Source organism: Dermacoccus sp. MPR-E5, assembly GCF_058809565.1.
In genome coordinates, this window is sequence record NZ_JBXASS010000018.1 from 1 (window position 1) to 24,157 (window position 24,157).

A 24,157-nucleotide genomic window follows, 5' to 3' on the forward strand; every position below is an offset into this window, starting at 1 on the left:
GCTACCGAGGCCGGCGCCCCATCGCCGCCACAACACCCGAAATCACCCAACTCAACCCCACGTGACTCCAATCAGGTTGACAGCTTCCGGTGGACGAAAATCGCAGGTACGCACGGGCCGCTGTGGGGCGCCCGGGCGGCTTTGCCGGCCCCGCCACCGTCATCACCGCATGCTCGCGTGACGTCGCACAGCCGAACTAGCGAGTCCGCTTCATCCCAGACATGCAGATCGCCCCGCCCTTCCAGAGGAAGGGCGGGGCGATCTTTGGTGCGAGTGATCAGATGGCGTGCTCGCCACTGAAGTATTCGAACGTCCACAGCACGACTGCAACGCAGACAAGCGGAGCGGCGATGAACACGATCCACCAGCCGACAGCCATCCCGAACGCGAGCAGCGCAATCGCAGCGGCGAGCCACAGCGGCGTCCACGAGTAGGGCGAGAAGAAGCCCTGCTCGCCGGACACTTCGCTGATCTCGCCCTCGGGGCGGTCGCTCGGGCCCGCACCCAGCTTGCGGTCGGTGACCGCGAAGTAACCGGCGATCATGAGGCCGAAGCCGGTGCTGAGCGCGAGGCCGACGACACCCACTGGCTCGTCCCAGTGGCTGAAGTGACCGTAGATGAAGATCAGCGGCAAGTAGAAGAGGCCGAGCACGAGGAAGAGCTTGTATGACGTCTTCATGCGGTGTGAGCCTTTCCACCCAGCTGGTCAACCGTGTCCTGCGCCGGCAGGACGGAGAAGACCCCGACCTCCGGGTGGTGCAGGTCGAACGCGGGGCGCTCGGAACGGATGCGCGGGATGCTGTTGAAGTTGTGACGCGGCGGCGGGCAGGACGTCGCCCACTCGAGCGAGGCCCCGAAGCCCCACGGGTCGTCCTCCGTGACGAGCGGCGCCTTCTTCCACGTGATGTACACGTTGTAGAGGAACGGCAGCATCGAGGCACCCAGCAGGAACGAGCCAACGGTCGAGACCTGGTTCAAGGACTGGAACCCGTCCTCCGGGAGGTAGTCGGCGTAACGACGGGGCATGCCCTCGACACCCAGCACGTGCTGAACGAGGAACGTCAGGTGGAAGCCGACGAACAGCAGCCAGAAATGGATCTTGCCGATCGTCTCGTTCAGCATGCGGCCGGTGAACTTCGGCCACCAGAAGTAATACCCCGCGAACATCGCGAACACGACGGTGCCGAAGACGACGTAGTGGAAGTGCGCCACGACGAAGTAAGAGTCGGACAGGTGCAGGTCGAGCGCCGGGCTGGCGAGGATGACACCCGTCAGACCACCGAAGAGGAAGGTCGCGAGGAAGCCGAGCGCCCACAGCATCGGAGTCTCGAAGGTGAGCGAGCCACCCCACATGGTGCCGATCCAGTTGAAGAACTTCACGCCGGTCGGGACGGCGATGAGCATCGTCATGACGGCGAAGAAGGGCAGGAGCACCTGGCCGGTCGCGTACATGTGGTGAGCCCACACCGAGACCGACAGCGCGCCGATGGCGATCGTCGCGAAGACCAGTGTCTTGTAACCGAAGATCGGCTTGCGCGAGAAGACCGGCAGGACCTCGGAGATGATGCCGAAGAACGGCAGCGCGATGATGTACACCTCGGGGTGCCCGAAGAACCAGAACATGTGCTGCCAGAGCATGGCTCCGGCCGTTTCCGAGTCGAACACGTGCGCATTCATCGTGCGGTCGAGGCCGAGGCCGAACAGCGCAGCGGCGAGGACCGGGAAGACGAGCAGCACGAGGATCGAGGTGATGAGCACTGTCCACGTGAAGATCGACGTGCGGAACATTGTCATGCCGGGAGCGCGCATGCAGACGATCGTCGTGACGAAGTTGACCGCACCCATGATCGAGGCGAAACCGGTCAGCGCGAGGCCGTAGACCCACAGGTTGCCGCCGAGACCGGGGCTGTAGGTGGTGCTCGACAGCGGCGCGTACGCGAACCAACCGAACGAGGCCGCACCCTGCGGCGTCAGGAAGCCGGCCACTGCGATGAGGCTGCCGAAGAGGTAGAGCCAGTAGGCGAACATGTTGAGTCGCGGGAAGGCGACGTCGGGCGCGCCGATCTGCAGCGGCATGAGCGCGTTCGCGAAGCCCGAGAACAGCGGCGTCGCGAACATCAGGAGCATCACCGTGCCGTGCATGGTGAACAGCTGGTTGAACTGCTCCGGGTTGTCGACGATTTGCAGGCCGGGCGACCACAGCTCGGCACGGATGACCAGAGCCATCGCACCACCGAGCAGGAAGAAGATGAACGACGTGATGAAGTACAGGTTGCCGATGACCTTGTGGTCGGTCGTCGTCAACCACTTGACGATGGTTCGGCCCGCGTTGAAGTCCTCAGGACGCCGTGCCTCGGGGCGCTGCTGAAGGCCTGCGGCGGGAGTCGTAGCCGTAGCCATTACTTACCCTCCTTGACGATGTCCGACGCGCCGACACCCTCGGGCAGGTACTGCTGGTCCTGCGGGGCGACGCTGGAACGGTTGAGGGAGTTCGACAGGAAGCCGGACTTGCCCTGCTTGCGCAGGTCGTCCATGTGCTTGTCGTACTCCGCCTGCGAGACGACCTTCACGTTGAAGAGCATCTGAGAGTGGTACGCACCGCACAGCTCGGCGCACTTGCCCTTGAAGGTGCCCTCTTGCGTCGTGTCGACGGCGAACTTGTTCACCTTGCTCGGGATCATGTCGAGCTTCTGCAGGAACTGCGGCACCCAGAACGTGTGGATGACGTCGCGCGTCGTCAGCACGAACTCGACGCGCTTGTTCACGGGCAGGTACAGCGTCGGCAGTCCGGCCTCGGCGCCCGGCTTGCCGGCCTTCATGTCACCCATGACGCCGGTGTCGTAGGTCTTGGCGTCGACGTAGTTGAAGTCCCAACTCCACTGCTTGCCGACGACGTTGATCGTCACGTCGGGCTTCGGCTTGGTGTCGAGCAGCTTGTTCTCCAGCCCGACCGTCTTGCCGAACAGCACGGCGACCATGAAGATCGGCACGACCGTGTAGAGGATCTCCATCGGCACGTTGTACTGCATCTGCGCCGGGAAGCCCGTGTCGCTCTTGCGACGGCGGTAGCGCAGGATGCACCAGAGCATGAGGCCCCAGACGAGCACGCCGACGGCGAGCGCCCAGTACCAGGTGTCCACCCAGAAATCGATCACATGGTGGGAGTTCTCGGTGACGCCCTCGGGCAGCCAGCCGCGGCTGACCTCTCCGGAGCACGCGGTCAGCGGCAGTACCGCTCCACCGACACCGACAGCAGCAATTCGACGACGCCACGAGGGGCTCGTCTTCCGTAAGGGCCGACGCACAGCGTCCACCTTCCTCAGATCCATACCAGGCACATTCAAACCTTATCCCAGGCTCAGACTTCGCCAAGGGTCGGGGGGTATCTCCTGGCTCTAACGATTGCCTAACGGCACCCGCGCGCCCGGCACCAGACCGGTGATCGGCGGCGAGGTGACGAGGTGCGCGACGGCGTCGCGGTACGCCGAACGCTCCATGGTGGTGATGCCCAGGCTCGCGAGGTGGTCCGTGCGCCACTGCACGTCGATCAGACGCGGCCCGGGCTCGGCGAACACGACCTCGCTCAGCGCCCACAGCGCCACCTTCGATGCGTCAGTCGCGACGTGGAACTTCGACTCGCCGGCGAACAACCCACCGAGCGCGAGCCCATAGAGGCCGCCGACGAGTTCGCCGTCCTGTCTCACCTCGATCGAGTGCGCCACCCCGAGGCGGTGGAGTGCGCCGTAGGCCGAGGCGACGGCGGGGGTGATCCACGCGCCGTCACGGCTCGGGTCGGCGCAGGCGGCGACAACGTCGTCGAACGCGGTGTCGATGCTCACCTCCATCGTCCGGCCCGAGCGACGCAGGCTGCGGGAGACGTGGAAGTCACCGCGACGCAGGACGCCGCGCTCCAGCGGCGACCACCAGCCGAGCGGTTCGCCGCCGCCCTCCCCCAGACCCATCGGGAAGACGCCCTGGGAGTACGCCCCGACGATCGTCGCCGGTTCGAGGTCGGCGCCGAGGGCGACGAGGTCGTCATCGGCGTCGAAGTCGGCGTCGGCGAAGTTCCACCGGCACTCGAGCTCGAGCGGGTTCACGACCGCCGATCACGCAGGCGCGCCGCCACCTCGCCTGCCGCGGCGTCACCGTAAGCCGCGCGGAAGCGGTCGAGGAAGGCGGGCGCCTTCAGCACGTACTCCTGGGTGCCGACGGTCTCGATGACGTGAGCGGCGAGCACCGAACCCAGCTGGGCGCAGCGCTCCAGCTCGAGCTGCCACGACAACCCGGCCAGGAATCCAGCGCGGAAGGCGTCGCCGACGCCCGTCGGGTCGACCGCCTGCGCGATCTGGGCGACGGGCACGTCGATCGTCGGCTCACCGCGGCGGTGGATGCTCGCGCCGTCCTTGCCGCGGGTGATGACACGTACCCCGACGCGGTCGAGGATCTCGTCGGCGCTCCAGCCCGTCTTCTGCTCCGTGAGGTGCGATTCGTACTCGTTGGTGAACAGGTACTGCGCGCCGTCGATGATGTCGCGGATGAACGCGCCGTCGCCGAAGGCCAGCTGCTGGGAGGGGTCCGCGACGAACGGGATGCCCCGACGCCGGCACTCCTGCGTGTTGCGACGCATGCCCTCCGGGTCGTGCGCGCCGATGAGGACGAGGTCGAAACCCCCGTGGCGCTCGGCGATCGGGCCGAGTTCGACCTCGCGCCCCTCCGACATCGCACCCGGGTAGAACGACGCCATCTGCGCCATGTCGTTGTCGGTCGTGCAGACGAAACGCGCGGTGTGCTGCGTCTGCGAGATGCGCACCTCAGAGGTGTCGACGCCATGACGCTCCAACCAGGAGCCGTAGTCGGCGAAATCGGCGCCCACGCACCCGATGAGGATCGGGCGCAGGCCGAGGTTGCCGAGGCCGAACGCGATGTTGCCCGCCACGCCTCCGCGGCGGATCTGCAGGTCGTTCACGAGGAACGAGACCGAGATCTTGTCGAGCTGCTCGACGACGAGCGAATCGGCGAAACGCCCGTCGAACGTCATGAGATGGTCGGTTGCGATGGAACCCGTCACTGCGATCTTCACCGCATCAACCTACCGTGAAACGCGTTCGGCGCCCACGCTGCCATCGCAGCAGTGGGCGCCGAGGCGGAGCCGATCGGATCAGCTGAAGCTGTCACCGCATGCGCAGGAGCTGCCCGCGTTCGGGTTGTCGATCGTGAAGCCCTGCTTCTCGATCGTGTCGGCGAAGTCGATGGAGGCGCCGTCGAGGTACGGCGCGCTCATGCGGTCGACCACGACCTCGACGCCACCGAAGTCGCGCACGAGGTCACCGTCGAGGGTGCGCTCGTCGAAGTAGAGCTGGTAGATGAGGCCCGAGCAGCCGCCCGGCTGCACGCCGACGCGCAGGCGAAGGTCGTCACGGCCCTCCTGCTCGAGCAGGCTCTTCACCTTGGCTGCGGCGACGTCCGTCAGAATGACGCCGTGGGTGGCCGTCTCGGCCTGGGTGTTCGTCTCCACCGTCATCGTGGATCGATCCTCTCTCACGTCTTCGGTCCTGGTGGTCTCCAGGCCGTTCTTCGTGCAACACCGCGGCGGCCCGCCGTGTTCCCGCCCCACCTTACGCGCCGCCGAGGCGCGCCAGTGACGAGCGGACCGGCTCGAGCACTCCGACGACGGCGGCAGCCGCCGTCAGGCACGCAATGGCGGCGAGCAAGAACACGAACCGCCAGACGAACGCAGGGACGTGACCGACGCGCGCGAGCTCCATCGCGTCGTCACGCCCGACGTGGGGGCGGAACAGCTCGAGCGCGGAGCGCAGCCCGCCGACGAGCAGGAACCACGACGCGCTCGCCACGACGACGTTCGTGACGGGATCGGAGGCCCAACGTAGCGTCGCGACGAGCAACGCCCCGACGCACGCGATGACGACGACGCCGAACGCGTTGCGCAGGAGCAGTGCCATGAGTGCGACGACAACGGCGCCGGCGACGAGCCAGATCCGCGCCTGGTCTGCGCGCAGGGCGACCAGACCCCCGAGCCCGACGATCCCGGGCGCCGGGTACCCGGCCAGGAGGGTCAGCACGACGCCGAGCCCACCCTGTCGGCCGACGCTTACCGCCTCACCTGACGAATCACGGTTGAGCCGCACCGAGCGGACGCTGCGCCCCGCGAGAAGAGCGACGAGGGTGTGCCCCGCCTCGTGGACCGCGGTCACGGCATGACGCAACGGGCCGAACAACCAGCCTGCCAGCGCGCACACGGCACCGACGACGGCGCTCAGCAGCATGAGGTCGTCATTCATGTCCCGACATCGCCCCCTCGGGATGGATGAGGCTCTTGACCCCGGCCTTCACCACAGGCACCCGACAGCGGGTGAGGCCACGCGCCATCACGCAGGCCTCACCCGTCGTCGTCGAGCGCCCAGTGTCACGCGCCGTCCGAGGCCTTCGCGACGCGCTGCAGGAGAACCGCCTCGGCGAGGCAGACCTTCGCGAACTCGCCGAGGTGCAGCGATTCGTTCGCGCCGTGCGCGCGGGTGTCGGGGTCTTCGACACCGGTGACGAGCAGCGCAGCGTTGGGCATCATCTCCGCGAACAAGGAGACGAACGGGATCGAGCCGCCGATGCCGACGTCGACGGGGTCGCTGCCCCAGGCGTCACGGAAGGCGGCGCGGGCCTCGTCGTAGAGCGGGCCGGTGGCGTCGGCGTCGAAACCGGAACCGATCTCCTCGAGCTCCACCTCCACCTGCGCACCCCACGGTGCGTGGGAGCGCAGGTGCTCGGCGAGCGCCTCGTAGGCGGCCTGCGGGTCCTGCCCGGGGGCGACGCGCAGCGACAGCTTGGCTCGCGAACTCGCCGCGAGCGTGTTGCTCGCGACGTCGACGCCCGTCGCGTCGAGCCCGATGACGGTGATGCTCGGCCCACGCCACAACCGCGCGGTCAGCGGGCCCGTGCCGATGAGCTGCGTGCCCTCGAGCATGCCGGCGTCGCGGCGCAGCTCCTCGGGCGTGTAGTCGATGTCGACGTTCTCGTCGGAGTCCAGCCCGGCGACGGCGACGCTGCCCGCGTCGTCATGAAGCGTTGCGAGCAGGCGGCACAGCGTCGTCAGCGAGTCGGGGACGGCGCCCCCGAACATGCCCGAGTGCACCGAGTGCGCCAGGGTGCGGACGGTGACGACGGCGCGGACGGTGCCGCGCAGGGTCGTCGTCAGCGCCGGCGTGCCGACGGCCCAGTTCGCTGAGTCGGCGAGCACGAGGACGTCGGACGTCAGCTCGTCCGCGTACGTGCGCAGCAGTGCGGGCAGGGAGTCGGAGGCGATCTCCTCCTCCCCCTCGATGAAGAGGGTGACGGTGCAGGGCAGGTCGTCGCCCCAGGCGCGGATCGCGGCGATGTGCGCCATGACACCGGCCTTGTCGTCGGCCGCGCCGCGGCCGTAGAGGCGACCGTCGCGCTCGGTCGGTTCGAACGGCGGGCTCTGCCAGTCGGCGTCGTCACCGGGGGGCTGGACGTCGTGGTGGGCGTACATGAGGACACGCGGCGACCCTGCGGGTCCTTCCTTGTGCGCGATGACGGCCGGGCGGCCGCCCTCGGAGACGACCTTGACGTCCATCCCCTCGGCCTCGAGCAGCTTCGCGACGGCGCGCGCGGAGTCGTCGACGTGCTGTTGGTCGAACGATCCGAGGGAGACGCTGGGGATGCGCGTGAGGGCCTTGAGGTCCTCGACGACGCCGGGCATGAGGGTGGCGATGCGCTGGCGGAGATCCTCCGGGGCGCCCGCGTTCACGGTGGCAGTCACAGCCGCCACGGTATCCCCCGCGCGCCCGTGTCGGGGATGGGAGGCGCGCGGGCGTGACGTAAAATGGCGCGGGTGCGAGCAGTGAAGAAGAAGACGAGCAGCGGCGCCACCGCCGTCGGAGCCACCGCGGTCGAGAAGGATGCGACGCGCGAGCCGGCCGCCCCGACGAATGATGCGGCGCACACTCCGCGCCCCGGTGCGAAGAACCGCCCGACGCCTAAGCGCAGGGACCAGGAGGCCGCTCGTCGGCGCCCCCTCGTCGAGACCGACCGCAAGGCAGCCAAGGCGGCAGAGAAGGAGCGCGCACGCGAGGCGCGCGCCCAGCAGCGCGCAGCCGCCGATCGTGGCGAGGAATCCGCGCTGCCGCTGCGCGACCGCGGCCCCGAGAAGCGCTACATCCGTGACCGCGTCGACGCCCGCCTCAGCCTGGGCGAGGTCGCGATGCCGCTCATGTTCATCCTGATCTTCTCGTGGTTCCTGCTGCCCAAGCTGGCCGCCATCACCCTGGCGCTCGTGTGGGTCATCGTCCTCGCGGGCCTCATCGACTCTGCCCTGCTGTGGCGCGGCATCAAGAAGGACCTCATCGCCAAGTTCGGTGCCGTGCCGCGCGGCGGCGCCCTCTATGCGGTGACGCGCTCGATGCAGATGCGCCGCCTGCGCTTCCCCCGTCCGACGGTGAAGCGGGGCGACACGGTCGCCTGACGCGCCTCACCTCGGCACGTCCAGAACGAACGCATGACGAAGGGGGTCGCACCATCCGGTGCGACCCCCTTCGTCATGTCGTCAGAGGAGACGCCGCCGAGGCGGGAGGCGCTCATCGCGTCAGCTGCTGCGCGTCTGCACCTCGACGAACGGCGGCTTCGTGACGACGGCCTCGAGCATGCGACCACGCACGTCGACGACGACCTGGTCGCCCTCGGCGAGCATCGGCGAGACGAGCGCGAGCGCGACGCCCATGCCGAGGGTCGGCGAGAACGTCCCGGACGTCACCTCGCCGAGTTCAGCGCCCTCGGCGTCACGCACGATGCAGTGCGCGCGCGGGATGCCGCGGCCGGTGAGCTTGAGGCCACGCGAGATGCGACGCGGGCCCTCGGCCTTCTCCTTGGTCAGGGCGTCCTTTCCCCAGAACGCGTCCTTCTTCCAGCCGACGGCCCAGCCGGAGCGCGCCTGCACGGGCGTGATGTCGAGCGAGAGATCCTGCCCGTGCAGGGGGTATCCCATCTCGGTGCGCAGGGTGTCGCGCGCCCCGAGGCCGCAGGGCAGACCCTCGTAGGGGGCCGCGGCCTCGACGAGGGCGTCCCACAGCGCGAGGGCGTCGTCCCAGCGGCAGACGAGTTCGTAGCCGCGCTCACCGGTGTAGCCGGTGCGGCACACGGTGACGGGGCGGCCCTGCCAGTCGGCCTCGTCGAAGCTCATGTAGTCGTGGTCGACGGGCAGAGCGAGTGCGGAGACGACCTCGTCGGACTTGGGACCCTGGACGGCGAGCACGGCGTATTCCTCGTGCGCGTCGGCGACCTCGATACCCTCCGGCGCGGCCTCCTCGAGGCGGCGCACGACCTCGGCCGTGTTCGCGGCGTTGGGGATGAGGAACAGATCGTCCTCGGCCTTGACGTAGACGATCAGGTCGTCGACGACCCCGCCGCTCTCGTCGCAGCACATCGTGTACTGGGCCTGGCCGGGCCCGATCTTGCGCAGGTCGTTCGTCAGGCACGAGTTGACGAAGTCGAGCGCGCCGGCACCCTTCACCGTCGCCTTGCCCAGGTGGCTCACGTCGAAGATGCCGACGCGCTCACGCACCGCTGTGTGCTCGCGCACGACACCTCCGCCCGGATACTCGATGGGCATGTCCCATCCTCCGAAGTCGGCCATCTTCGCCCCGAGGGCGCGGTGACGCTCGTCGAGGGGCGAGAGCTTGTTCTCAGTCATGCCTCGAACCTACCGCGCCCACCACGTCCTACGGGCCGTTAAGCTCGCCCCAGCAGCACGCACGCCGATGACCTCGGCATCACCCACGAAAGGGGCCCCACATGGTCGACATCACCCTCAGCGACAAGAGCGCGGACGCCATCGCAGCCGACGCCACCGTCGTCCTCACCGCACCGACGAAGGACGGCGCCCGCGTCATCGACCCCGTCGGAGTCTCCCCCGCCGCCGTCAAGGCGCTCAACGAGGCTCTCGCGACGCTCGAGGCGAAGGGTCGCGCCGACGAGGTGCTGCGCCTGTCGGGTGCCGGCGACCTGAGCGGCCTCGTCATCGCCGTCGGCTCGGGCGTCGACGCCGAGCAGGCGCCGACGAAGGCCTCCGCGCTGCGTGACGCCGCCGGCGCCGCCGCGCGTTCGCTCACGGGCACCTCGAGCGCCGTCTTCGCCTTCCCCGCGGTCGCCGACGACCTCGTCCAGGCCATCTGCGAGGGCATCGCCCTCGGCGCGTACGCCTACACCGCGTACAAGAGCAAGCCGAAGGACGCCCTCGCCAAGGCAACGCTGCTCGTCACCGACGCGAAGTCCTCCGGCGCCCTCGCGGGCGTCGAGACCGCGGCGGCCGTCGTGACCGCGCAGAACTGGGCGCGCGACCTCGTCAACATGCCGCCGCTCGACCTCAACCCCGCCTCGTTCGCCGACATCGTCCGCAAGCGCATGTCGGGCACCAAGGTCAAGGTCGACATCATGGACGAGAAGGCCCTCGCCAAGGCCGAGTGCGGCGGCCTCATCGGCGTCGGCCGCGGCTCGGCGCGTCCGCCGCGCCTCGTGACGCTGACGTACAAGCCCGCGAAGGCGACGAAGCACATCTCCATCGTCGGCAAGGGCATCACGTTCGACTCCGGCGGCCTGTGCATCAAGCCCGCCAACGGCATGGCGACGATGAAGTGCGACATGGCCGGCGCCGCCGCCGTCGCGGCCTTCCTCGAGGCCGTCGCCGCGCTCGAGCTGCCGGTCGCCGTCACGGGCTACCTGTGCCTCGCCGAGAACATGACGGGCGCCGACGCGCAGCGTCCCGGCGACGTCATCCGCATGCACGACGGCACGACCGTCGAGATCGACAACACCGACGCCGAGGGGCGCCTCGTCATGGCTGACGGCCTGTGCTACGCCACCGAGGAGGAGCCCGATCTCATCATCGACATCGCGACGCTCACCGGCGCGGCCGTGCTCGCGCTCGGCAACCGCACGGCGGCGATCGTCGGCAACAACGACGAGGTGCGCGACGAACTGATCGCGGCCTCCGAGCGCGTCGACGAGCACATGTGGCCGATGCCGCTGCTCGAGCACCTGCGCCCGAGCATCGACTCCGAGGTGGCCGATCTCAAGCACACCGGCGAGCGCATGGGTGGGCTCATCACCGCGGCGATGTTCCTCAAGGAGTTCGTCGGCGAGAAGAACGGCGAGCAGATCGACTGGATCCACATGGACATCGCGGCGCCCGCGTTCAACGAGGGCAGCCCCTACGGCGTCAACCCCAAGGGCGGCACCGGTTTCGCCGTCCGCACCCTCGTCGAGCTGGCTCGCGCCTGATCGAGCAGGCCCGCGGGTGGGCACAGCCGCTTTCCTACCCGCGGGTATTCGGGGCGGGTTTCCGCAACCCCGTCCGCGAGTGACAAGATGGCCTTGATCGGGGAGATCCGCTCGCTGCGAAGTGCCCCGGAGTTCACAACTTCATCCGCGAAACCAAAGTGAATTTTGGATTGAGGAGACCTCCACCCATGTCTGACCGCGTGACCATGCCGGCCCTCGGCGAGTCGGTGACCGAAGGCACCGTGACCCGCTGGCTGAAGAACGTCGGCGACACCGTCGCCGTTGACGAGCCGCTGCTGGAGGTCTCCACGGACAAGGTCGACACGGAGATTCCGTCGCCGATCGCCGGAACGCTGCAGGAGATCCTCGTCGAAGAGGATGAAACGGTGCCGGTCGGCGCCGACCTCGCCGTCATCGGTGACGGCGACGCTCCCGCGTCGTCCGACTCCGGTTCCGACTCCTCCTCGGACGACTCGCAGGAGGCCGAGCCGCAGGCCGAGGCCGACGAGAAGAAGGACGAGGCCGCCGAGAGCGCGTCGCAGGCGTCCGAGAGCTCGAACTCCTCGAACGACTCCGCCGGTGAGGTCTCCGGCGGCGAGAAGGTGACGATGCCCGCGCTCGGCGAGTCCGTCACCGAGGGCACGATCACGCGCTGGCTCAAGTCCGAGGGCGACGACGTCGCCGTTGACGAGCCCCTGCTCGAGGTCTCCACGGACAAGGTCGACACCGAGGTTCCCTCCCCCGTCGCGGGCAAGCTGACGAAGATCCTCGTCGCCGAGGACGAGACGGTTCCGGTCGGCGCCGACCTCGCCGTCATCGGCGGCTCGGCCGGCTCGAGCTCCTCCGACGACTCGGCCGAGGCCGAGAAGGCGGAGAAGAACCAGGACGAGGTCGACTCGAAGAAGCAGGACGAGGCCGTCGAGGCCGCGGAGTCGAAGAACGAGACGCCGGCCCCGGTCAAGGACGACGAGGCCGCCGAGAAGGAAGCCCCGAAGGCCGAGTCGTCGGCGAGCGAGGCGCCGAAGGACGAGGCCCCCAAGGCCGGCGCCGGCTCCGACAAGCAGCAGGAGACGTCGACGAAGGTTGACAACTCCGGCACCTACGTCACGCCTCTCGTGCGCAAGATCGCGGCCGAGAACAACATCGACCTGTCGACGATCACGGGCACCGGCGTCGGTGGCCGCATCCGCAAGCAGGACGTCCTCGACGCTGCGAAGAAGGCCCAGGAGCCGAAGCAGGAGGCCGCCCCGGCTGCGTCCGCCGCGGCTCCGGCAGCATCCTCCACCCCGGCCGCGTCGACGACGACGCCGCAGCCGTCCGCCGAGGCTCAGGCCAAGCGCGGCACGACGGAGAAGATGTCGCGTCTGCGCAAGGTCATCGCGCAGCGCATGGTCGAGTCGCTCGCCGTCTCCGCGCAGCTGACGGCCGTCGTCGAGGTCGACCTGACGAAGGTCGCGAGTATCCGTGCGCGCAACAAGGAGAGCTTCAAGTCTCGCGAGGGCGTCAACCTCTCCTACCTGCCGTTCATCACGACGGCTGTCGTCGAGGCGCTCAAGGCGTTCCCGCAGGTCAACTCCTCGGTCGACGGTGACAACATCGTCTACCACAACGCCGAGCACATCGGCATCGCGGTCGACACGCCGCGCGGCCTGCTCGTGCCCGTCATCAAGGACGCGGGTGACCTGTCGATCGCCGGCATCGCGAAGAAGATCGCCGACCTCGCCGCTCGCACGCGTGACAACAAGGTGACGCCGGACGAGCTGGGTGGCGGCACGTTCACGATCTCGAACATCGGCTCGAACGGTTCGCTCATCGACACCCCGATCATCAACCAGCCGCAGGTCGCCATCCTCGGCACCGGCGCGATGGTCAAGCGTCCCGTCGTCGTCACCGATGAGTTCGGCAACGACTCGATCGCGATCCGTCAGATGATGAACCTCGTCCTCACCTACGACCACCGCGTGGTCGACGGCGCCGACGCCGGTCGCTTCCTCTCGGCCATCAAGGCTCGCCTGGAAGAGGGCGCCTTCGAGGTGTGATCGTCGCGGGCTAGTCTGACCGCATGACTGGACAGCGCATCGCCATCACCGGTTCCTCCGGAGTGATCGGCGGTGCGCTGTCATCATGTCTGCGTCGCCGCGGCGACACCGTCATCCGGATCGTCCGACGACCGGCGGTCGCACCGGGCGAGGTGACGCTGCCCGAGGCCCGCAGCTCGAACAGCCGATTCGTCGAGACGCTCGTCACCGTCGATGCGGTCGTCAACCTGGCCGGGGCGGGCGCCGGCGATCATCGGTGGAGCCGCGCGTACAAGGACACGATTCGCGAGTCGCGGATCGAGACGACGTCGACGCTCGCCGACGCGCTGGCGGAGGTGCCCCAACGGATTCGTCTCGTCTCGGGTTCGGCGATCGGCTTCTACGGCGATCGCGGTGACGAGGTGCTCGACGAGACGAGCGCACCCGGGGAAGACTTCCTCGCTCGCGTCTGCATCGAGTGGGAAGCTGCGGCGATGAGGGCTGCGAAGCGCCACGACGTCGCCCTCGCGCGCACCGGTCTCGTCATGACGGGCGAGGGCGGAGCGTTCGCTCCCTTACTCACGACGACGCGGCTGTGCGCAGGGGGCCCATTGGGTTCGGGGCGGCAGTGGTGGAGCTGGATCACGCTGCGTGACGAGGTGCGCGCGCTGATGTTTCTCCTCGACCACCCCGACGTCGTCGGGCCCGTCAACCTCGTCGCACCGCGCGCGAGTCGGCAGGCCGATCTCGCGCAGGCACTCGCGCGCTCGCTGCGGCGCCCCGCTGCCCTGCGCGTACCGAAGAGTGCATTGCGCTTCGTCCTCGGTGAGATGGCCGACCAGGTGACCGCGTCGACGCGGGTACGCCCCCACGTGCTCGAAGCTGCCGGGTTCGACTGGCAGGACGAGAACCAGGACCAGGCGCTCGACCGGCTCGTCGCGTCGGCGCTCTGACCGGCGCGCGTCGGGAGGCTGACCGGGCGCGTGGCGCGCTCTCGTCCGGTTCGTGACGTAGACATGATGCGCCTCAGCCCGCTGACCAGGACGCGATGCGCCAGCCCCTGCCGTCGTGGCTGACGACGAGCCGGACGTCATCGTGACGCGCAGCAACACGCTCGCTCGCGGTCTTGGTGCGGACGTCGTACCCCGACGTCGTGATTCGGCTCGTCAGGCACACCTGGCCACCGCTGCATGACGCCGGCGTCAGCGCGCCGATCGCGTAGCCGAGGCCGTCGTACGACGCGCCCTGCGCGCTCGCCCGCGTGAAGGCCTGCAGGTCGTGCGTGTGAGCAGCCGAGCCCGGCACGAGGCACCGGCCCAGGCCTTCTCGATCCAACGTCGACCAGGCCTTGGCCCGGCAGTCGAGCAGCGCGACGACCTCCTGACGCGTCGGAGCCGTCATCGTGGGCGTCTTCGCACCGGACGCGGGCACCGCCGTCCCCGCCTCCGGGTTGGTCGAGGGCGACACCGCGTTCGGCATCGCCTTCGACGGCGGTGCGGGCGTCACCGTCGTCGAGGACGACGCCGAGTTCGCCGGTGTCACACCAGGGTTGGCGCGCGCGTAGGCCGCGCTCGTCGAAGATCCGGCGTCATCCGCCGAGTCTCCGCCTGCGTGAACGGGCCACATCGCTGCTGCTGCGACGACGCACGCCCCCAGCAGCGCCGCGGGCACCCAGCGACCAACTCTCCAGCGCGCGCCCGCCGCGTCAGCACGTCGCCCAGCGTCGACGGCCCCTGGACGCCACGTCCGTCTTCCCCCGACCTCGCCGCGGGTTTCAGCGCCACGACGCCCCCGTCGCCCACGACGTCCGCCCCTGAGTGACGACCCATGGCGCTCCGCGTCGGCCGGCTCGAGGAACTGCCGCCGCTGCGCCTCGTCCCGCAGTCGTCGCGTGATCGACTCACCAACGGCAGGGGTGTCACTCCCCTCGCCAATCGGCACGGCGGTCGGCACGGGCACCGGGCGTGCGGTGGCGACACCGCGCAGCCGGGTCGCCAGCTCCGCGGCGTGCGGGCGCGACGACGGCGTCTGTGCGAGGCACGCCGTGATGAGGTCGACGAGCGCGTCCGGCGCGTCGGGCAGGACGTCGACGAGGTGCGGCCGCAGCGCTGCGACGGGCGGCGGCGTCCCCAGGAGACAGAACCAGGCGAGCGCCCCGAAGGAGTACACGTCGGCCGCAGCGCTGGGCGGTTCGCCGTCGACGATCTCGGGAGCGACGAACCCGTAGGTGGCCCAGTCGGCCCCGTCGGCGCGTGCCGCGACACGCGTGGCCCCCAGGTCTGCGATCGCAGGGCGTCCCTGGTGGTCGAAGAGAATGTTGGACGGGGTGAGGTCGGCGTGCACGCATCCTCGGTCGTGGAAACCCGCCATGGTCGCCGCGACCGGAGCGAGCGCCGTCACGCACTCGCCGACGGTGAGTCCGCCGCGTCCTCGCACGACGTCGTCGAGCCTGCCGCCGGCCATGTACTCGAGCACGAGCGCGCTGTGGCCCTCGGCGCTCGTCGTGAGATCGAGGGCCTCGACGACGTGGGGCCCCGCGTGGCGCCGCAGCATCCGCCATTCCGAACGCGCGGTGATCGCGGGTTCCGTGCCGACCTTGATCGCGACGGTGCCCTGCGGCCCGGTGGCGCGCCACACCGACGAGCTGCCGCCCTGCCCGATGCGCGCTTCGATGGTGTATCCGGCGATCGTGGGTGCGGTGGCGTCGGGCATGGTGACTCCTGGGTTCGGCGTGCGAGGGGCGCCGCGGTCGGCGTCACTGGTTCCACTGTCGCCCAGGAGGGCCGAAGCGTGCGTCGAGTTATCCACAGGCAGGCCGGCGGCCGTCGCGGCGTGTCGGAGAGTAGGCTCGGGGGATGCGTATCCAGCACCTCGGCTTCGCCCCTGACTTCGTCGACTACGAGCAGGCGTGGGAGGTGCAGCGTCAGGTCCACGCCGACGTCGTCGCGGGCGGCGAGGACACGGTTCTGCTGCTCGAGCACTCCCCCGTCTACACGGCGGGCAAGCGCACCGAGGCGCACGAGCGTCCCTTCGACGGCACGCCCGTCGTCGACGTCGACCGCGGCGGCAAGATCACGTGGCACGGTCCGGGTCAGCTCGTGGGCTACCCGATCATGGCGCTGCCCATCCCCATCGATGTCGTCGCGCACGTGCGTCGCCTCGAGCAGCTCATGATCGACGTGTGCGCCGAGTTCGGCGTCGACGCCGACCGCGTGGAGGGACGTTCCGGCACCTGGGTGCTCGCCGACGACAAGGGCCCCGACCGCAAGATCGGCGCCATCGGCGTGCGCGTCTCGAAGCGCGCGACGATGCACGGTTTCTCGCTCAACTGCGACTGCGACCTGTCGTGGACGCAGACGATCGTGCCCTGCGGCATCGCCGATGCCGGGGTGACGACACTGAGCCGCGAGGTCGGTCGTGACGTCACCGTCGCCGAGGTGCTCCCGGTCGTGGAGCGTCACCTGTCGGCGATCGTCGCCCCGTCGAAGGCGGCATGAGCGCCGTCCGCGTACTCGCCGGGAAGTTTTCACCCGCGTACGCTGTTGTTCTGAGCGCTGGCGTGCATCTTCGCGCCGTGTCGCCCTCAATCGCCAAGCCGAGGAGTGCTTTTCTGTGACCGTCGCGCCCGAAGGCCGTCGACTGCTGCGCGTGGAAGCGCGCAACGCCGAAACGCCCATCGAACGAAAGCCGAGCTGGATCCGCACCACGGCGAAGATGGGCCCGGAGTACAACTCGCTGCAGAATCTCGTCAAGGGTGGCGGCCTGCACACCGTGTGCCAGGAGGCCGGCTGTCCCAACATCTTCGAGTGCTGGGAGGACCGTGAGGCCACGTTCCTCATCGGCGGCGACACCTGCACGCGACGCTGCGACTTCTGCGACATCGCGAGCGGCAAGCCGTCCGCCCTCGACCTCGACGAGCCGCGCCGCGTCGCCGAGTCCGTCCGTGAGATGGGCCTGCGCTACGCCACCGTCACCGGCGTCGCGCGCGACGACCTGCCCGACGGTGCCGCGCAGCTGTACGCCGACACCGTGCGCCTCATCCACGAACTCAACCCGAACACGGGTGTCGAGATCCTGCCGCCCGACTTCGGCGCCGTCCCCGAGCTCGTCGGCAAGGTCTTTGACGCCCGCCCCGAGGTGTTCGCCCACAACCTGGAGACGGTACCGCGCATCTTCCGACGCATCCGCCCGGCGTTCACGTACGAGAAGTCGCTCAAGGTGCTGACGATGGCGCGCGAACAGGAGCTCGTGACGAAGTCGAACCTCATCCTCGGCATGGGTGAGGAGGAGCACGAGATCGACCAGGCGCTCGTCGACCTGCACGAGGCCGGCTGCGACATCATCACGATCACGCAGTACCTGCGCCCCTCGAAGCTGCACCACCCGATCGACCGGTGGGTCAAGCCGGAGGAGTTCGTGCACTGGTCCGAGCGTGCCGAGGAGATCGGTTTCTCCGGCGTCATGGCGGGTCCGCTCGTGCGTTCCTCCTACCGAGCCGGCCGTCTGTACGCCCAGGTCATGGCCAAGCGCGGCCAGGAGCTGCCGGAGAACCTGCTGCACCTCGCGGAGGCGGCGTCGTCGCCGGCGCGTCAGGAAGCTGCGTCTTTGGTGGCCCGCGCCGAGACCCGCGTATCCTGACCCCATGGCATCAACCTCCCCCACCAACGAGCCCAAGAAGTCGCGGTTCCGCCACGGTTCGAGCGGCGGCGCCACGAAGGCCGACGGTGCGTCGAGCACGAGAGGCGAGGCCAAGGAGCCGGGCCGCTCCGCTCAGTTCCGTCAGGTGTTCGAGACGGCGCGCGCCAACGACCCCGCGCTGCTGGCGTGGATGATCGGTGCGTTCGCGCTCGTGTTCGTGCTGCTGCTCATCATCGGCTTCAGCATCGGCCACCCGATCTACCTCGGCATCATCGGCGTGCTGCTGGGTGTGCTCGCCGCACTGCTCGTGCTCGCCCGCCGCGCGAACACCGCGATCTACAAGTCGATCTCGGGTCAGCCGGGCGCGAGCGTCGCCGTCATGTCGTCGCTGCGCAAGGGTTGGTTCGTCGAGCAGGAGCCCGTCGGCGTCGACATGGGCCGCAACCGCCAGGTGCGCGACCTCTCGGGTGCCGCGATGGTGTACCGCGCCGTCGGCAAGCCGGGCGTCGTGCTCGTCGCGGAAGGCCCCAAGGGCATGGCCGAGCGTCTGCTCGCCAGTGAGAACAAGCGCACGACGCGGGTGCTCGGCCCCGAGGTTCCGGTGCACACGCTGCGCGTCGGCACCGACGAGGGCTCCGTCCCCGTCGAGCGCCTGCAGAAGGACATGCAGAAGATGCCCAAGGTGCTTACCGACGACGAGGCCGCTCGCATCACCAAGCGCTTGCGCGCCCTTGGGTCGGGCCGCCCCGCAGCTCCGGCCGGTATCGACCCCACGAAGGCACGCGTCAACCGCGCCGCGATGCGTGGCCGCTGAGCCTCCACGCACGAACATGAGAGCCCGCCACCTCGAGTTGGCGGGCTCTCGTGTGTTCTGGGGCTTGTCACTTGTTCCCGCGCCCATGTGCTGCGACGTGGCGATGCGTGTCGTCCCATCCGGTTGACGGGGCGTGAGGCGGGGCAACCCGCATGGGTCGTGCCGTGAAGGTCATGCTGCCTGGGGCGTGCGCGCGGCGAGCGTCAGTGTCGCATCGAGTTCAGCGCGTACGGACGATGACGGTGCCGGCGAGCTTGTCGTGCAGCCCGCGTCCGCTCGAGTCGGTGACGACGGCGGGGATCGCGAGGCAGAGCAGCACGGTGCGGACGGCGCCGGCGAGCAGACCGGGGGCAGCGCCGTCGCTGACGCGCTGCACCTGCATCCCCATGATGCGGTGCCCGAGCGTCATCCCGAGGGTGCTGACGAGCAGGAGGTTCTCGACGGCGAAGACGGCGAGCGGTTTGAAGCCCTCGGCGCCGCTCCCGCCCCAGCGGTAGCCCAGCAACCCCATGGCGATGACGGAGCAGAGCGCCCAGTCGATGAGCAGCGCGACGGCGCGCGGGGCCAGCCGCGCGATGGAGCCGGGGCCCTCGACGGGGCGGTTCTCGGCGGGGTCGGCATCGGCGAGGGGGGCAGCTGGGGGCACGTTCGTTTCCGTTCGGTGGTGTCTCGCACTGTGAGTCGTAGCGCGCCCTCCAAGACTAGAGGTGAGGTGCCTGGATAGGTTGGAGAGGTGGTCGCGCGCCGTGCGCCGACCGGCGTGAACTGTTCACATGTTTCGTAACACCGACGAAACATGAGGGCCATGCCCGGGTAATCGGGGGGTCCTAGCATCGTGGGCAACACGTGGTGTGGTGTCGACCGGCATCGCACACCCCAGTCAGGAGGATCCATGTTCAAGACCGCTGAAGAGGTCGTGAAGTTCATCGAGGATGAGGACGTCAAATTCGTCGACATCCGCTTCTGCGACCTGCCGGGCGTCATGCAACACTTCAACATCCCGGCCGAGAGCTTCGACGCTGAGGCGATCGAGACCGGCCAGATGTTCGACGGCTCGTCCATTCGCGGTTTCCAGGCCATCCACGAGTCCGACATGAAGCTCATCCCGGACCTGCAGACGGCCTACCTGGACCCGTTCCGTGAGTACAAGACGCTCATCATCAACTTCTCGATCGTCGACCCGTTCACGGGCGAGCAGTACTCGCGCGACCCGCGCAATATCGCGGCGAAGGCCGAGGCGTACCTGAAGTCGACGGGGATCGCCGACACGGCGTTCTTCGGCGCCGAGGCCGAGTTCTACGTCTTCGACGACGTGCGTTTCGAGACGAAGCAGAACGCCGGCTACTACTACATCGACTCGATCGAGGCGGCCTGGAACACGGGCCGCGTCGAAGAGGGCGGCAACCTGGGGTACAAGACCCGGTACAAGGGAGGCTACTTCCCCGTCCCGCCCGTCGACCACTTCGCCGACCTGCGCGACGAGATGGTGCTGAAGCTGCACGAGGTCGGCCTCGAGGTCGAGCGCAGCCACCACGAGGTCGGCACGGCCGGTCAGATGGAGATCAACTACAAGTTCAACACCCTGCTGCAGTCGGGTGATGACGTCATGAAGTTCAAGTACGTCATCAAGAACGTCGCGTTCCAGAACGGACGCTCGGCGACGTTCATGCCGAAGCCGCTGTTCGGCGACAACGGTTCGGGTATGCACACGCACCAGTCGTTGTGGAAGGACGGCGAGCCGCTGTTCTACGACGAGCGTGGTTACGGTGGCCTGTCGGACATCGCTCGCTGGTACATCGGTGGTCTGCTCAAGCACGCGCCGTCGCTGCTCGCGTTCACGAACCCGACGGTCAACTCCTACCACCGTCTCGTACCGGGTTACGAGGCGCCGGTGAACCTCGTGTACTCCGCGCGCAACCGTTCCGCGTGCGTGCGTATCCCGATCACGGGCACGTCGCCGAAGGCGAAGCGTGTCGAGTTCCGTGTCCCGGACCCGTCGGCGAACCCGTACCTGTGCTTCGCGGCGCAGCTGATGGCGGGCCTCGACGGCATCAAGAACCGCATCGAGCCGCCGGAGCCGGTCGACAAGGACCTGTACGAGCTGCCGCCCGAGGAGCACGAGGCCATTCAGCAGGTTCCGGGTTCGCTCGGAGACGTGCTCGACGCGCTCGAGGCCGACCACGAGTATCTGCTCGAGGGTGACGTGTTCACGGAGGACCTCATCGAGACGTGGATCGAGTACAAGCGTCTGAACGAGATCGACCCGATTCGTTTCCGTCCGCACCCGCACGAGTTCGAGATGTACTACGACATCTGAGCCTGGGAGGCAAAGGCCGAGCGGGTTCAGATGTCGGAGAAAAAATGGTCATCTGAACCACCTCTGCATCTGGAGGCGAGGGTTGAGGGCCCGAGGCGGGCAGCGAGCGTGAGCGAGCTGCCCCCCCCGGGCCCTCTGTCGTGGCCGAGCGGGTTCAGATGCCGGAGAAAAAATGGTCATCTGAACCGATCTTCAACGCCAGCCCCGCCGTAGCCGAGGAGGATGACCAACGGCCAGCTACGGTGGGCGTCATGGCTGACAACCTCGAATCTGAGATCTTCATCGCTGCTCCCCCGGAGCAGGTGTGGCCGCTCGTCAGTGACCTGCGGCGGATGCCGCAGTGGTCACCGCAGTGTCGCAAGGTGATTGCGCGGGGCCCGATCCGCCGTGGCACGTTCATGCTCAACGTCAATCGTGACGGCAATCTGTGGTGGCCGACGCGTGCCAAGGTGACTGATTTTCACGACCTGCAGCGCGTCGCTTTCCGGGTGCTCGACAACGGCACGACGTGGAGCTTCACGCTCACGCCGCAGGACGGCGGCACCGTGCTGACGCAGCGACGTGACGTGCCGCCGAGCGGTACGTCGAAGGTGTCGGCGCTGCTCGTCGACAAGGTGCTCGGCGGTGAGGACCACTTCGAGGCCAACCTCGTCGCTGGCATGAACACGACGCTGCAGCGCATCCGCGCAGCCGTCGAGGCGCGCTCAGCTCAGGAGTGATAGCCGACGGCTTGGCGCAGCGGGCCCGTCCTCGACCTGAGCCGGCGCCACTCGCGTCGTGCCCAAGAGATGCAGCCCCCGTTCTTGCGCCCAAGTGCACCCGGGTGCACTTGGGCGCAAGAACGGGGTTCACTTCCCCAGGGTGCCGGTTTCTCAGGGCGTGAGTCAGACGTTGGCGGACGCCGGGTGCACGATCTCGGACGCGTCGAGACGGTCGAGAATCCACGCGGTCTCGAACGCCGCTTCCTTCCACGCCTCGTACCGCCCGCTGACGCCGCCGTGGCCCGCGACCATCTCGGTCTTGAGCAGAATCGGTCGCTCGTTCTGGTCACTCGTGACGGTGCGGCGCAGCATCTGCACCCACTTCGCGGGTTCGACGTAGAACACGCGCGTGTCGTTGAGGCTCGTCGTCGCGAGCACCGACGGGTAGTCGACGTCGCGGACGTTCTCGTACGGCGTGTAACTCTTCATGTACGCGTACACGTCCGGGTCGGCGAGCGGGTTGCCCCATTCCTCCCACTCCCCCTGCGTCAGCGGCAGGGACGGGTCGAGCGTCGTCGTCAGAGCGTCGACGAACGGCACCTGCGCGTGCACGGCGCAGAACAGCTCAGGCGACTCGTTGAGCGCCGCGCCGATGAGGAGGCCACCGGCCGAACCCCCCTCGGCCGCAAGGCGATCGGGGGCCGCCCACCCCGTCTCGACGAGGTGACGCCCCGCCGCGACGAAGTCGGTGAACGTGTTCTTCTTGTGCTCGAGCCGCCCGTCGAGATACCAGGATCGGCCCATCTCACCGCCACCGCGCACGTGCGCGATGGCGAACACGACGCCGCGCTGCAGCAGGCTGAGCCGCAGGACGGAGAAATACGGGTCGATCGACGACTCGTACGAGCCGTACCCATACAGCAGCACGGGGTTCGTCCCGTCGGGCGTGACGTCGCGGTGCGCCACGAGCGAGACCGGCACCTGGGCGCCGTCGGGAGCCGTCACCCACAGACGGTGCTGCTGGTAGTCGGCCGGGTCGTGGCCGCCCAGCACCTCGCGACGCTTGAGCAGCGTCACCTCGTCCGTCGTCGTGTCCCAGTCGTAGATGGCGCGCGGCTCGATGAACGACTCTTTTGCGACCATGAGCGTCGTCGCCTCGTACGTCGGGTTCGCCCCGACACCGACGACGGTGAGCTCTCCCGCGAACGGCAGCTCGCGCGCCGCCCCGAAACCGTCGCCCTCCTTGGGCAGAAGCCGCACGGTCGGCAGGCCGCCGGCGCGCAGCCCGACGAGCATGAAGTCGCGGTAGGCGGAGACCCCGAGGATGCGCTCGCCATCGGCGCCCACGAGCAACGGCTGCCAGTTGTCGACGCCGGGGTCGGCGAGCGGCGCCACGGCCACGTCGAAGTCGACGCGGTCACGGTTGTGCACGATGTAGAGCCGGTCCCCGTCGATCTCGATGTCGTAGTCGAGCCCTTCGGTGCGCGGCTGGACGACGCGCCAGCCGGCGGCCTCGTCGTGCAGATCCATGAGGTGGAACTCGGAGGTGTTCTTCGACCCCATCGACAGGATGAGCCACCGATCGTCATGCGTGCCGCCGATGCCGAGCCAGTAGGCCGCGTCGTCCTCCTGGTAGAGCAGCACGTCCTCGCTCGGGTCGGTGCCGACGACGTGACGCCACACCTGGTGCGGGCGCCACGACTCGTCGACGCGCGTGTAGAAGTACGCACCCCCCGCAGCCGACCACACGAGGCCGTACCCGACGTCGGTGACGCTCTCCTCGATCGTCTCGCCCGTTGCGATGTCGCGCACCGTGACGGCGTAGCGCTCGTCGCCCGCGAAGTCCATGAGCGCGGCGAGCCGGTTCTGGTCGGGCGTCAGCGCGAGTGCGCCGACCGAGTAGAACTCCTTGCCCTCAGCCTCGACGTTGCCGTCGAGCAGCACCTGCTCCCCCGCGAGCGCCTCCCCCGGCCGCGGCGTCGGACGGGCTTCACCGTCACGGTACGGTGCGCGGCAGCTGATGCCGTACTGCTTTCCCTCGAGGGTGCGCGTGTAGTACCACCAGTCCTTGTCGCGCACCGGGATCGACAGATCGGTCTCCTTCGTGCGCGACTTGATCTCGTCGAAGAGACGCTCGCGCAGCGGCTCCTGCGCGGCGAGCACGGCGTCGGTGTAGGCGTTCTCCGCGTTCAGATGCGCGATGACGTCGGGGTTGCTCTTGTCGCGCAGCCACTCGTAGTCGTCGACGAAGACGTCCCCGTGGTGGATGCGCTCCACCGGCACGCGACGGGCGATCGGCGGCGTCGGCGGGTTCGGCTGAGTCGCCGTGGTGTCGGTCATGGGTGTTCCTTCCGAACGATCGTCG

21 protein-coding genes are annotated in these 24,157 nt (G+C 68.6%); 9 read left to right on the forward strand and 12 right to left on the reverse strand.

What is annotated here, in order from left to right; translation table 11 throughout:
* Window positions 1-277 precede the first annotated feature (277 nt).
* From AC1RS9_RS12470 to AC1RS9_RS12505, 8 genes are all read right to left on the reverse strand, one after another.
* Entirely contained in the window at window positions 278-679 is a 402-nt protein-coding gene (locus AC1RS9_RS12470) for a cytochrome c oxidase subunit 4 (protein ID WP_062258761.1), read from the reverse strand.
* Complete coding sequence (gene ctaD / locus AC1RS9_RS12475; RefSeq protein ID WP_062258759.1) at window positions 676-2,400, reverse strand: aa3-type cytochrome oxidase subunit I; 1,725 nt, start codon at window positions 2,398-2,400, stop codon at window positions 676-678. Before ctaD ends, AC1RS9_RS12470 begins: the two co-directional genes overlap by 4 nt.
* Complete coding sequence (ctaC, locus tag AC1RS9_RS12480) at window positions 2,400-3,329, reverse strand: aa3-type cytochrome oxidase subunit II (RefSeq protein WP_074045449.1); 930 nt, start codon at window positions 3,327-3,329, stop codon at window positions 2,400-2,402. Before ctaC ends, ctaD begins: the two co-directional genes overlap by 1 nt.
* Before the next feature lie 66 nt (window positions 3,330-3,395).
* Window positions 3,396-4,097 carry a leucyl/phenylalanyl-tRNA--protein transferase gene (aat, locus tag AC1RS9_RS12485; RefSeq protein ID WP_338813097.1) on the reverse strand — a complete coding sequence of 234 codons (702 nt, stop codon included), beginning with the start codon at window positions 4,095-4,097 and terminating at the stop codon, window positions 3,396-3,398.
* Window positions 4,094-5,080, reverse strand: coding sequence for a carbohydrate kinase family protein (locus AC1RS9_RS12490; protein WP_006946602.1), 987 nt, complete (start codon window positions 5,078-5,080; stop codon window positions 4,094-4,096). The genes aat and AC1RS9_RS12490 overlap by 4 nt, the downstream gene beginning before the upstream one ends.
* 78 nt (window positions 5,081-5,158) lie before the next feature.
* On the reverse strand, window positions 5,159-5,521 hold the full coding sequence (locus AC1RS9_RS12495) for a HesB/IscA family protein (RefSeq protein ID WP_006946562.1): 363 nt from the start codon (window positions 5,519-5,521) through the stop codon (window positions 5,159-5,161).
* A gap of 94 nt (window positions 5,522-5,615) precedes the next feature.
* Window positions 5,616-6,299: a M50 family metallopeptidase gene (locus AC1RS9_RS12500; protein ID WP_006946591.1), complete on the reverse strand. Its 684-nt coding sequence runs from the start codon at window positions 6,297-6,299 to the stop codon at window positions 5,616-5,618.
* 125 nt (window positions 6,300-6,424) lie between these two features.
* On the reverse strand, window positions 6,425-7,792 hold the full coding sequence (locus AC1RS9_RS12505) for a dipeptidase (protein ID WP_006946573.1): 1,368 nt from the start codon (window positions 7,790-7,792) through the stop codon (window positions 6,425-6,427).
* 63 nt (window positions 7,793-7,855) lie between these two features.
* Here AC1RS9_RS12505 and AC1RS9_RS12510 point away from each other — a divergent pair, with 63 nt between their 5' ends.
* Window positions 7,856-8,494, forward strand: a complete 639-nt coding sequence (locus AC1RS9_RS12510) for a DUF3043 domain-containing protein (RefSeq protein WP_492921709.1) — start codon at window positions 7,856-7,858, stop codon at window positions 8,492-8,494.
* A gap of 120 nt (window positions 8,495-8,614) precedes the next feature.
* Here the strand turns inward: AC1RS9_RS12510 and gcvT are convergent, their stop codons facing one another.
* A complete protein-coding gene (gene gcvT, locus AC1RS9_RS12515; protein ID WP_062258756.1) occupies window positions 8,615-9,718 on the reverse strand; it encodes a glycine cleavage system aminomethyltransferase GcvT in 1,104 nt (367 codons plus the stop codon).
* A gap of 101 nt (window positions 9,719-9,819) precedes the next feature.
* On the opposite strand from gcvT, the gene AC1RS9_RS12520 reads away from it, so the two are divergent.
* The 3 genes from AC1RS9_RS12520 (at window position 9,820) to AC1RS9_RS12530 (ending at window position 14,275) form a co-directional block, all read left to right on the forward strand.
* On the forward strand, window positions 9,820-11,304 hold the full coding sequence (locus AC1RS9_RS12520) for a leucyl aminopeptidase (RefSeq protein WP_006946582.1): 1,485 nt from the start codon (window positions 9,820-9,822) through the stop codon (window positions 11,302-11,304).
* A gap of 188 nt (window positions 11,305-11,492) precedes the next feature.
* Complete coding sequence (sucB, locus tag AC1RS9_RS12525; protein WP_165584283.1) at window positions 11,493-13,343, forward strand: 2-oxoglutarate dehydrogenase, E2 component, dihydrolipoamide succinyltransferase; 1,851 nt, start codon at window positions 11,493-11,495, stop codon at window positions 13,341-13,343.
* A 23-nt stretch (window positions 13,344-13,366) separates the two neighbouring features.
* Complete coding sequence (locus AC1RS9_RS12530) at window positions 13,367-14,275, forward strand: TIGR01777 family oxidoreductase (protein ID WP_038567767.1); 909 nt, start codon at window positions 13,367-13,369, stop codon at window positions 14,273-14,275.
* A gap of 73 nt (window positions 14,276-14,348) precedes the next feature.
* Here AC1RS9_RS12530 and AC1RS9_RS12535 read toward each other — a convergent pair whose 3' ends face one another.
* Window positions 14,349-16,034 carry a serine/threonine-protein kinase gene (locus AC1RS9_RS12535; protein ID WP_492921712.1) on the reverse strand — a complete coding sequence of 562 codons (1,686 nt, stop codon included), beginning with the start codon at window positions 16,032-16,034 and terminating at the stop codon, window positions 14,349-14,351.
* Window positions 16,035-16,177: 143 nt separating this feature from the next.
* Here AC1RS9_RS12535 and lipB point away from each other — a divergent pair, with 143 nt between their 5' ends.
* From lipB to AC1RS9_RS12550, 3 genes are all read left to right on the forward strand, one after another.
* Window positions 16,178-16,819, forward strand: a complete 642-nt coding sequence (lipB, locus tag AC1RS9_RS12540; RefSeq protein WP_006946636.1) for a lipoyl(octanoyl) transferase LipB — start codon at window positions 16,178-16,180, stop codon at window positions 16,817-16,819.
* A gap of 115 nt (window positions 16,820-16,934) precedes the next feature.
* Window positions 16,935-17,960, forward strand: coding sequence for a lipoyl synthase (gene lipA / locus AC1RS9_RS12545; RefSeq protein WP_006946581.1), 1,026 nt, complete (start codon window positions 16,935-16,937; stop codon window positions 17,958-17,960).
* A gap of 4 nt (window positions 17,961-17,964) precedes the next feature.
* The gene (locus AC1RS9_RS12550; RefSeq protein WP_038567763.1) at window positions 17,965-18,774 is read left to right on the forward strand and encodes a DUF4191 domain-containing protein; all 810 of its coding nucleotides are present in this window, start codon (window positions 17,965-17,967) and stop codon (window positions 18,772-18,774) included.
* Between the two features lie 220 nt (window positions 18,775-18,994).
* On the opposite strand, the gene AC1RS9_RS12555 is transcribed toward AC1RS9_RS12550, so the two are convergent.
* Window positions 18,995-19,420, reverse strand: coding sequence for an RDD family protein (locus tag AC1RS9_RS12555; RefSeq protein ID WP_165584280.1), 426 nt, complete (start codon window positions 19,418-19,420; stop codon window positions 18,995-18,997).
* 246 nt (window positions 19,421-19,666) lie between these two features.
* On the opposite strand from AC1RS9_RS12555, the gene glnA reads away from it, so the two are divergent.
* Both glnA and AC1RS9_RS12565 read left to right on the forward strand, forming a co-directional pair.
* Window positions 19,667-21,091 carry a type I glutamate--ammonia ligase gene (glnA, locus tag AC1RS9_RS12560; protein ID WP_006946569.1) on the forward strand — a complete coding sequence of 475 codons (1,425 nt, stop codon included), beginning with the start codon at window positions 19,667-19,669 and terminating at the stop codon, window positions 21,089-21,091.
* A 251-nt stretch (window positions 21,092-21,342) separates the two neighbouring features.
* A complete protein-coding gene (locus tag AC1RS9_RS12565; protein ID WP_062258770.1) occupies window positions 21,343-21,810 on the forward strand; it encodes an SRPBCC family protein in 468 nt (155 codons plus the stop codon).
* 165 nt (window positions 21,811-21,975) lie between these two features.
* Here the strand turns inward: AC1RS9_RS12565 and AC1RS9_RS12570 are convergent, their stop codons facing one another.
* Window positions 21,976-24,132 carry a S9 family peptidase gene (locus AC1RS9_RS12570; RefSeq protein WP_492921716.1) on the reverse strand — a complete coding sequence of 719 codons (2,157 nt, stop codon included), beginning with the start codon at window positions 24,130-24,132 and terminating at the stop codon, window positions 21,976-21,978.
* Window positions 24,133-24,157 lie beyond the last annotated feature (25 nt).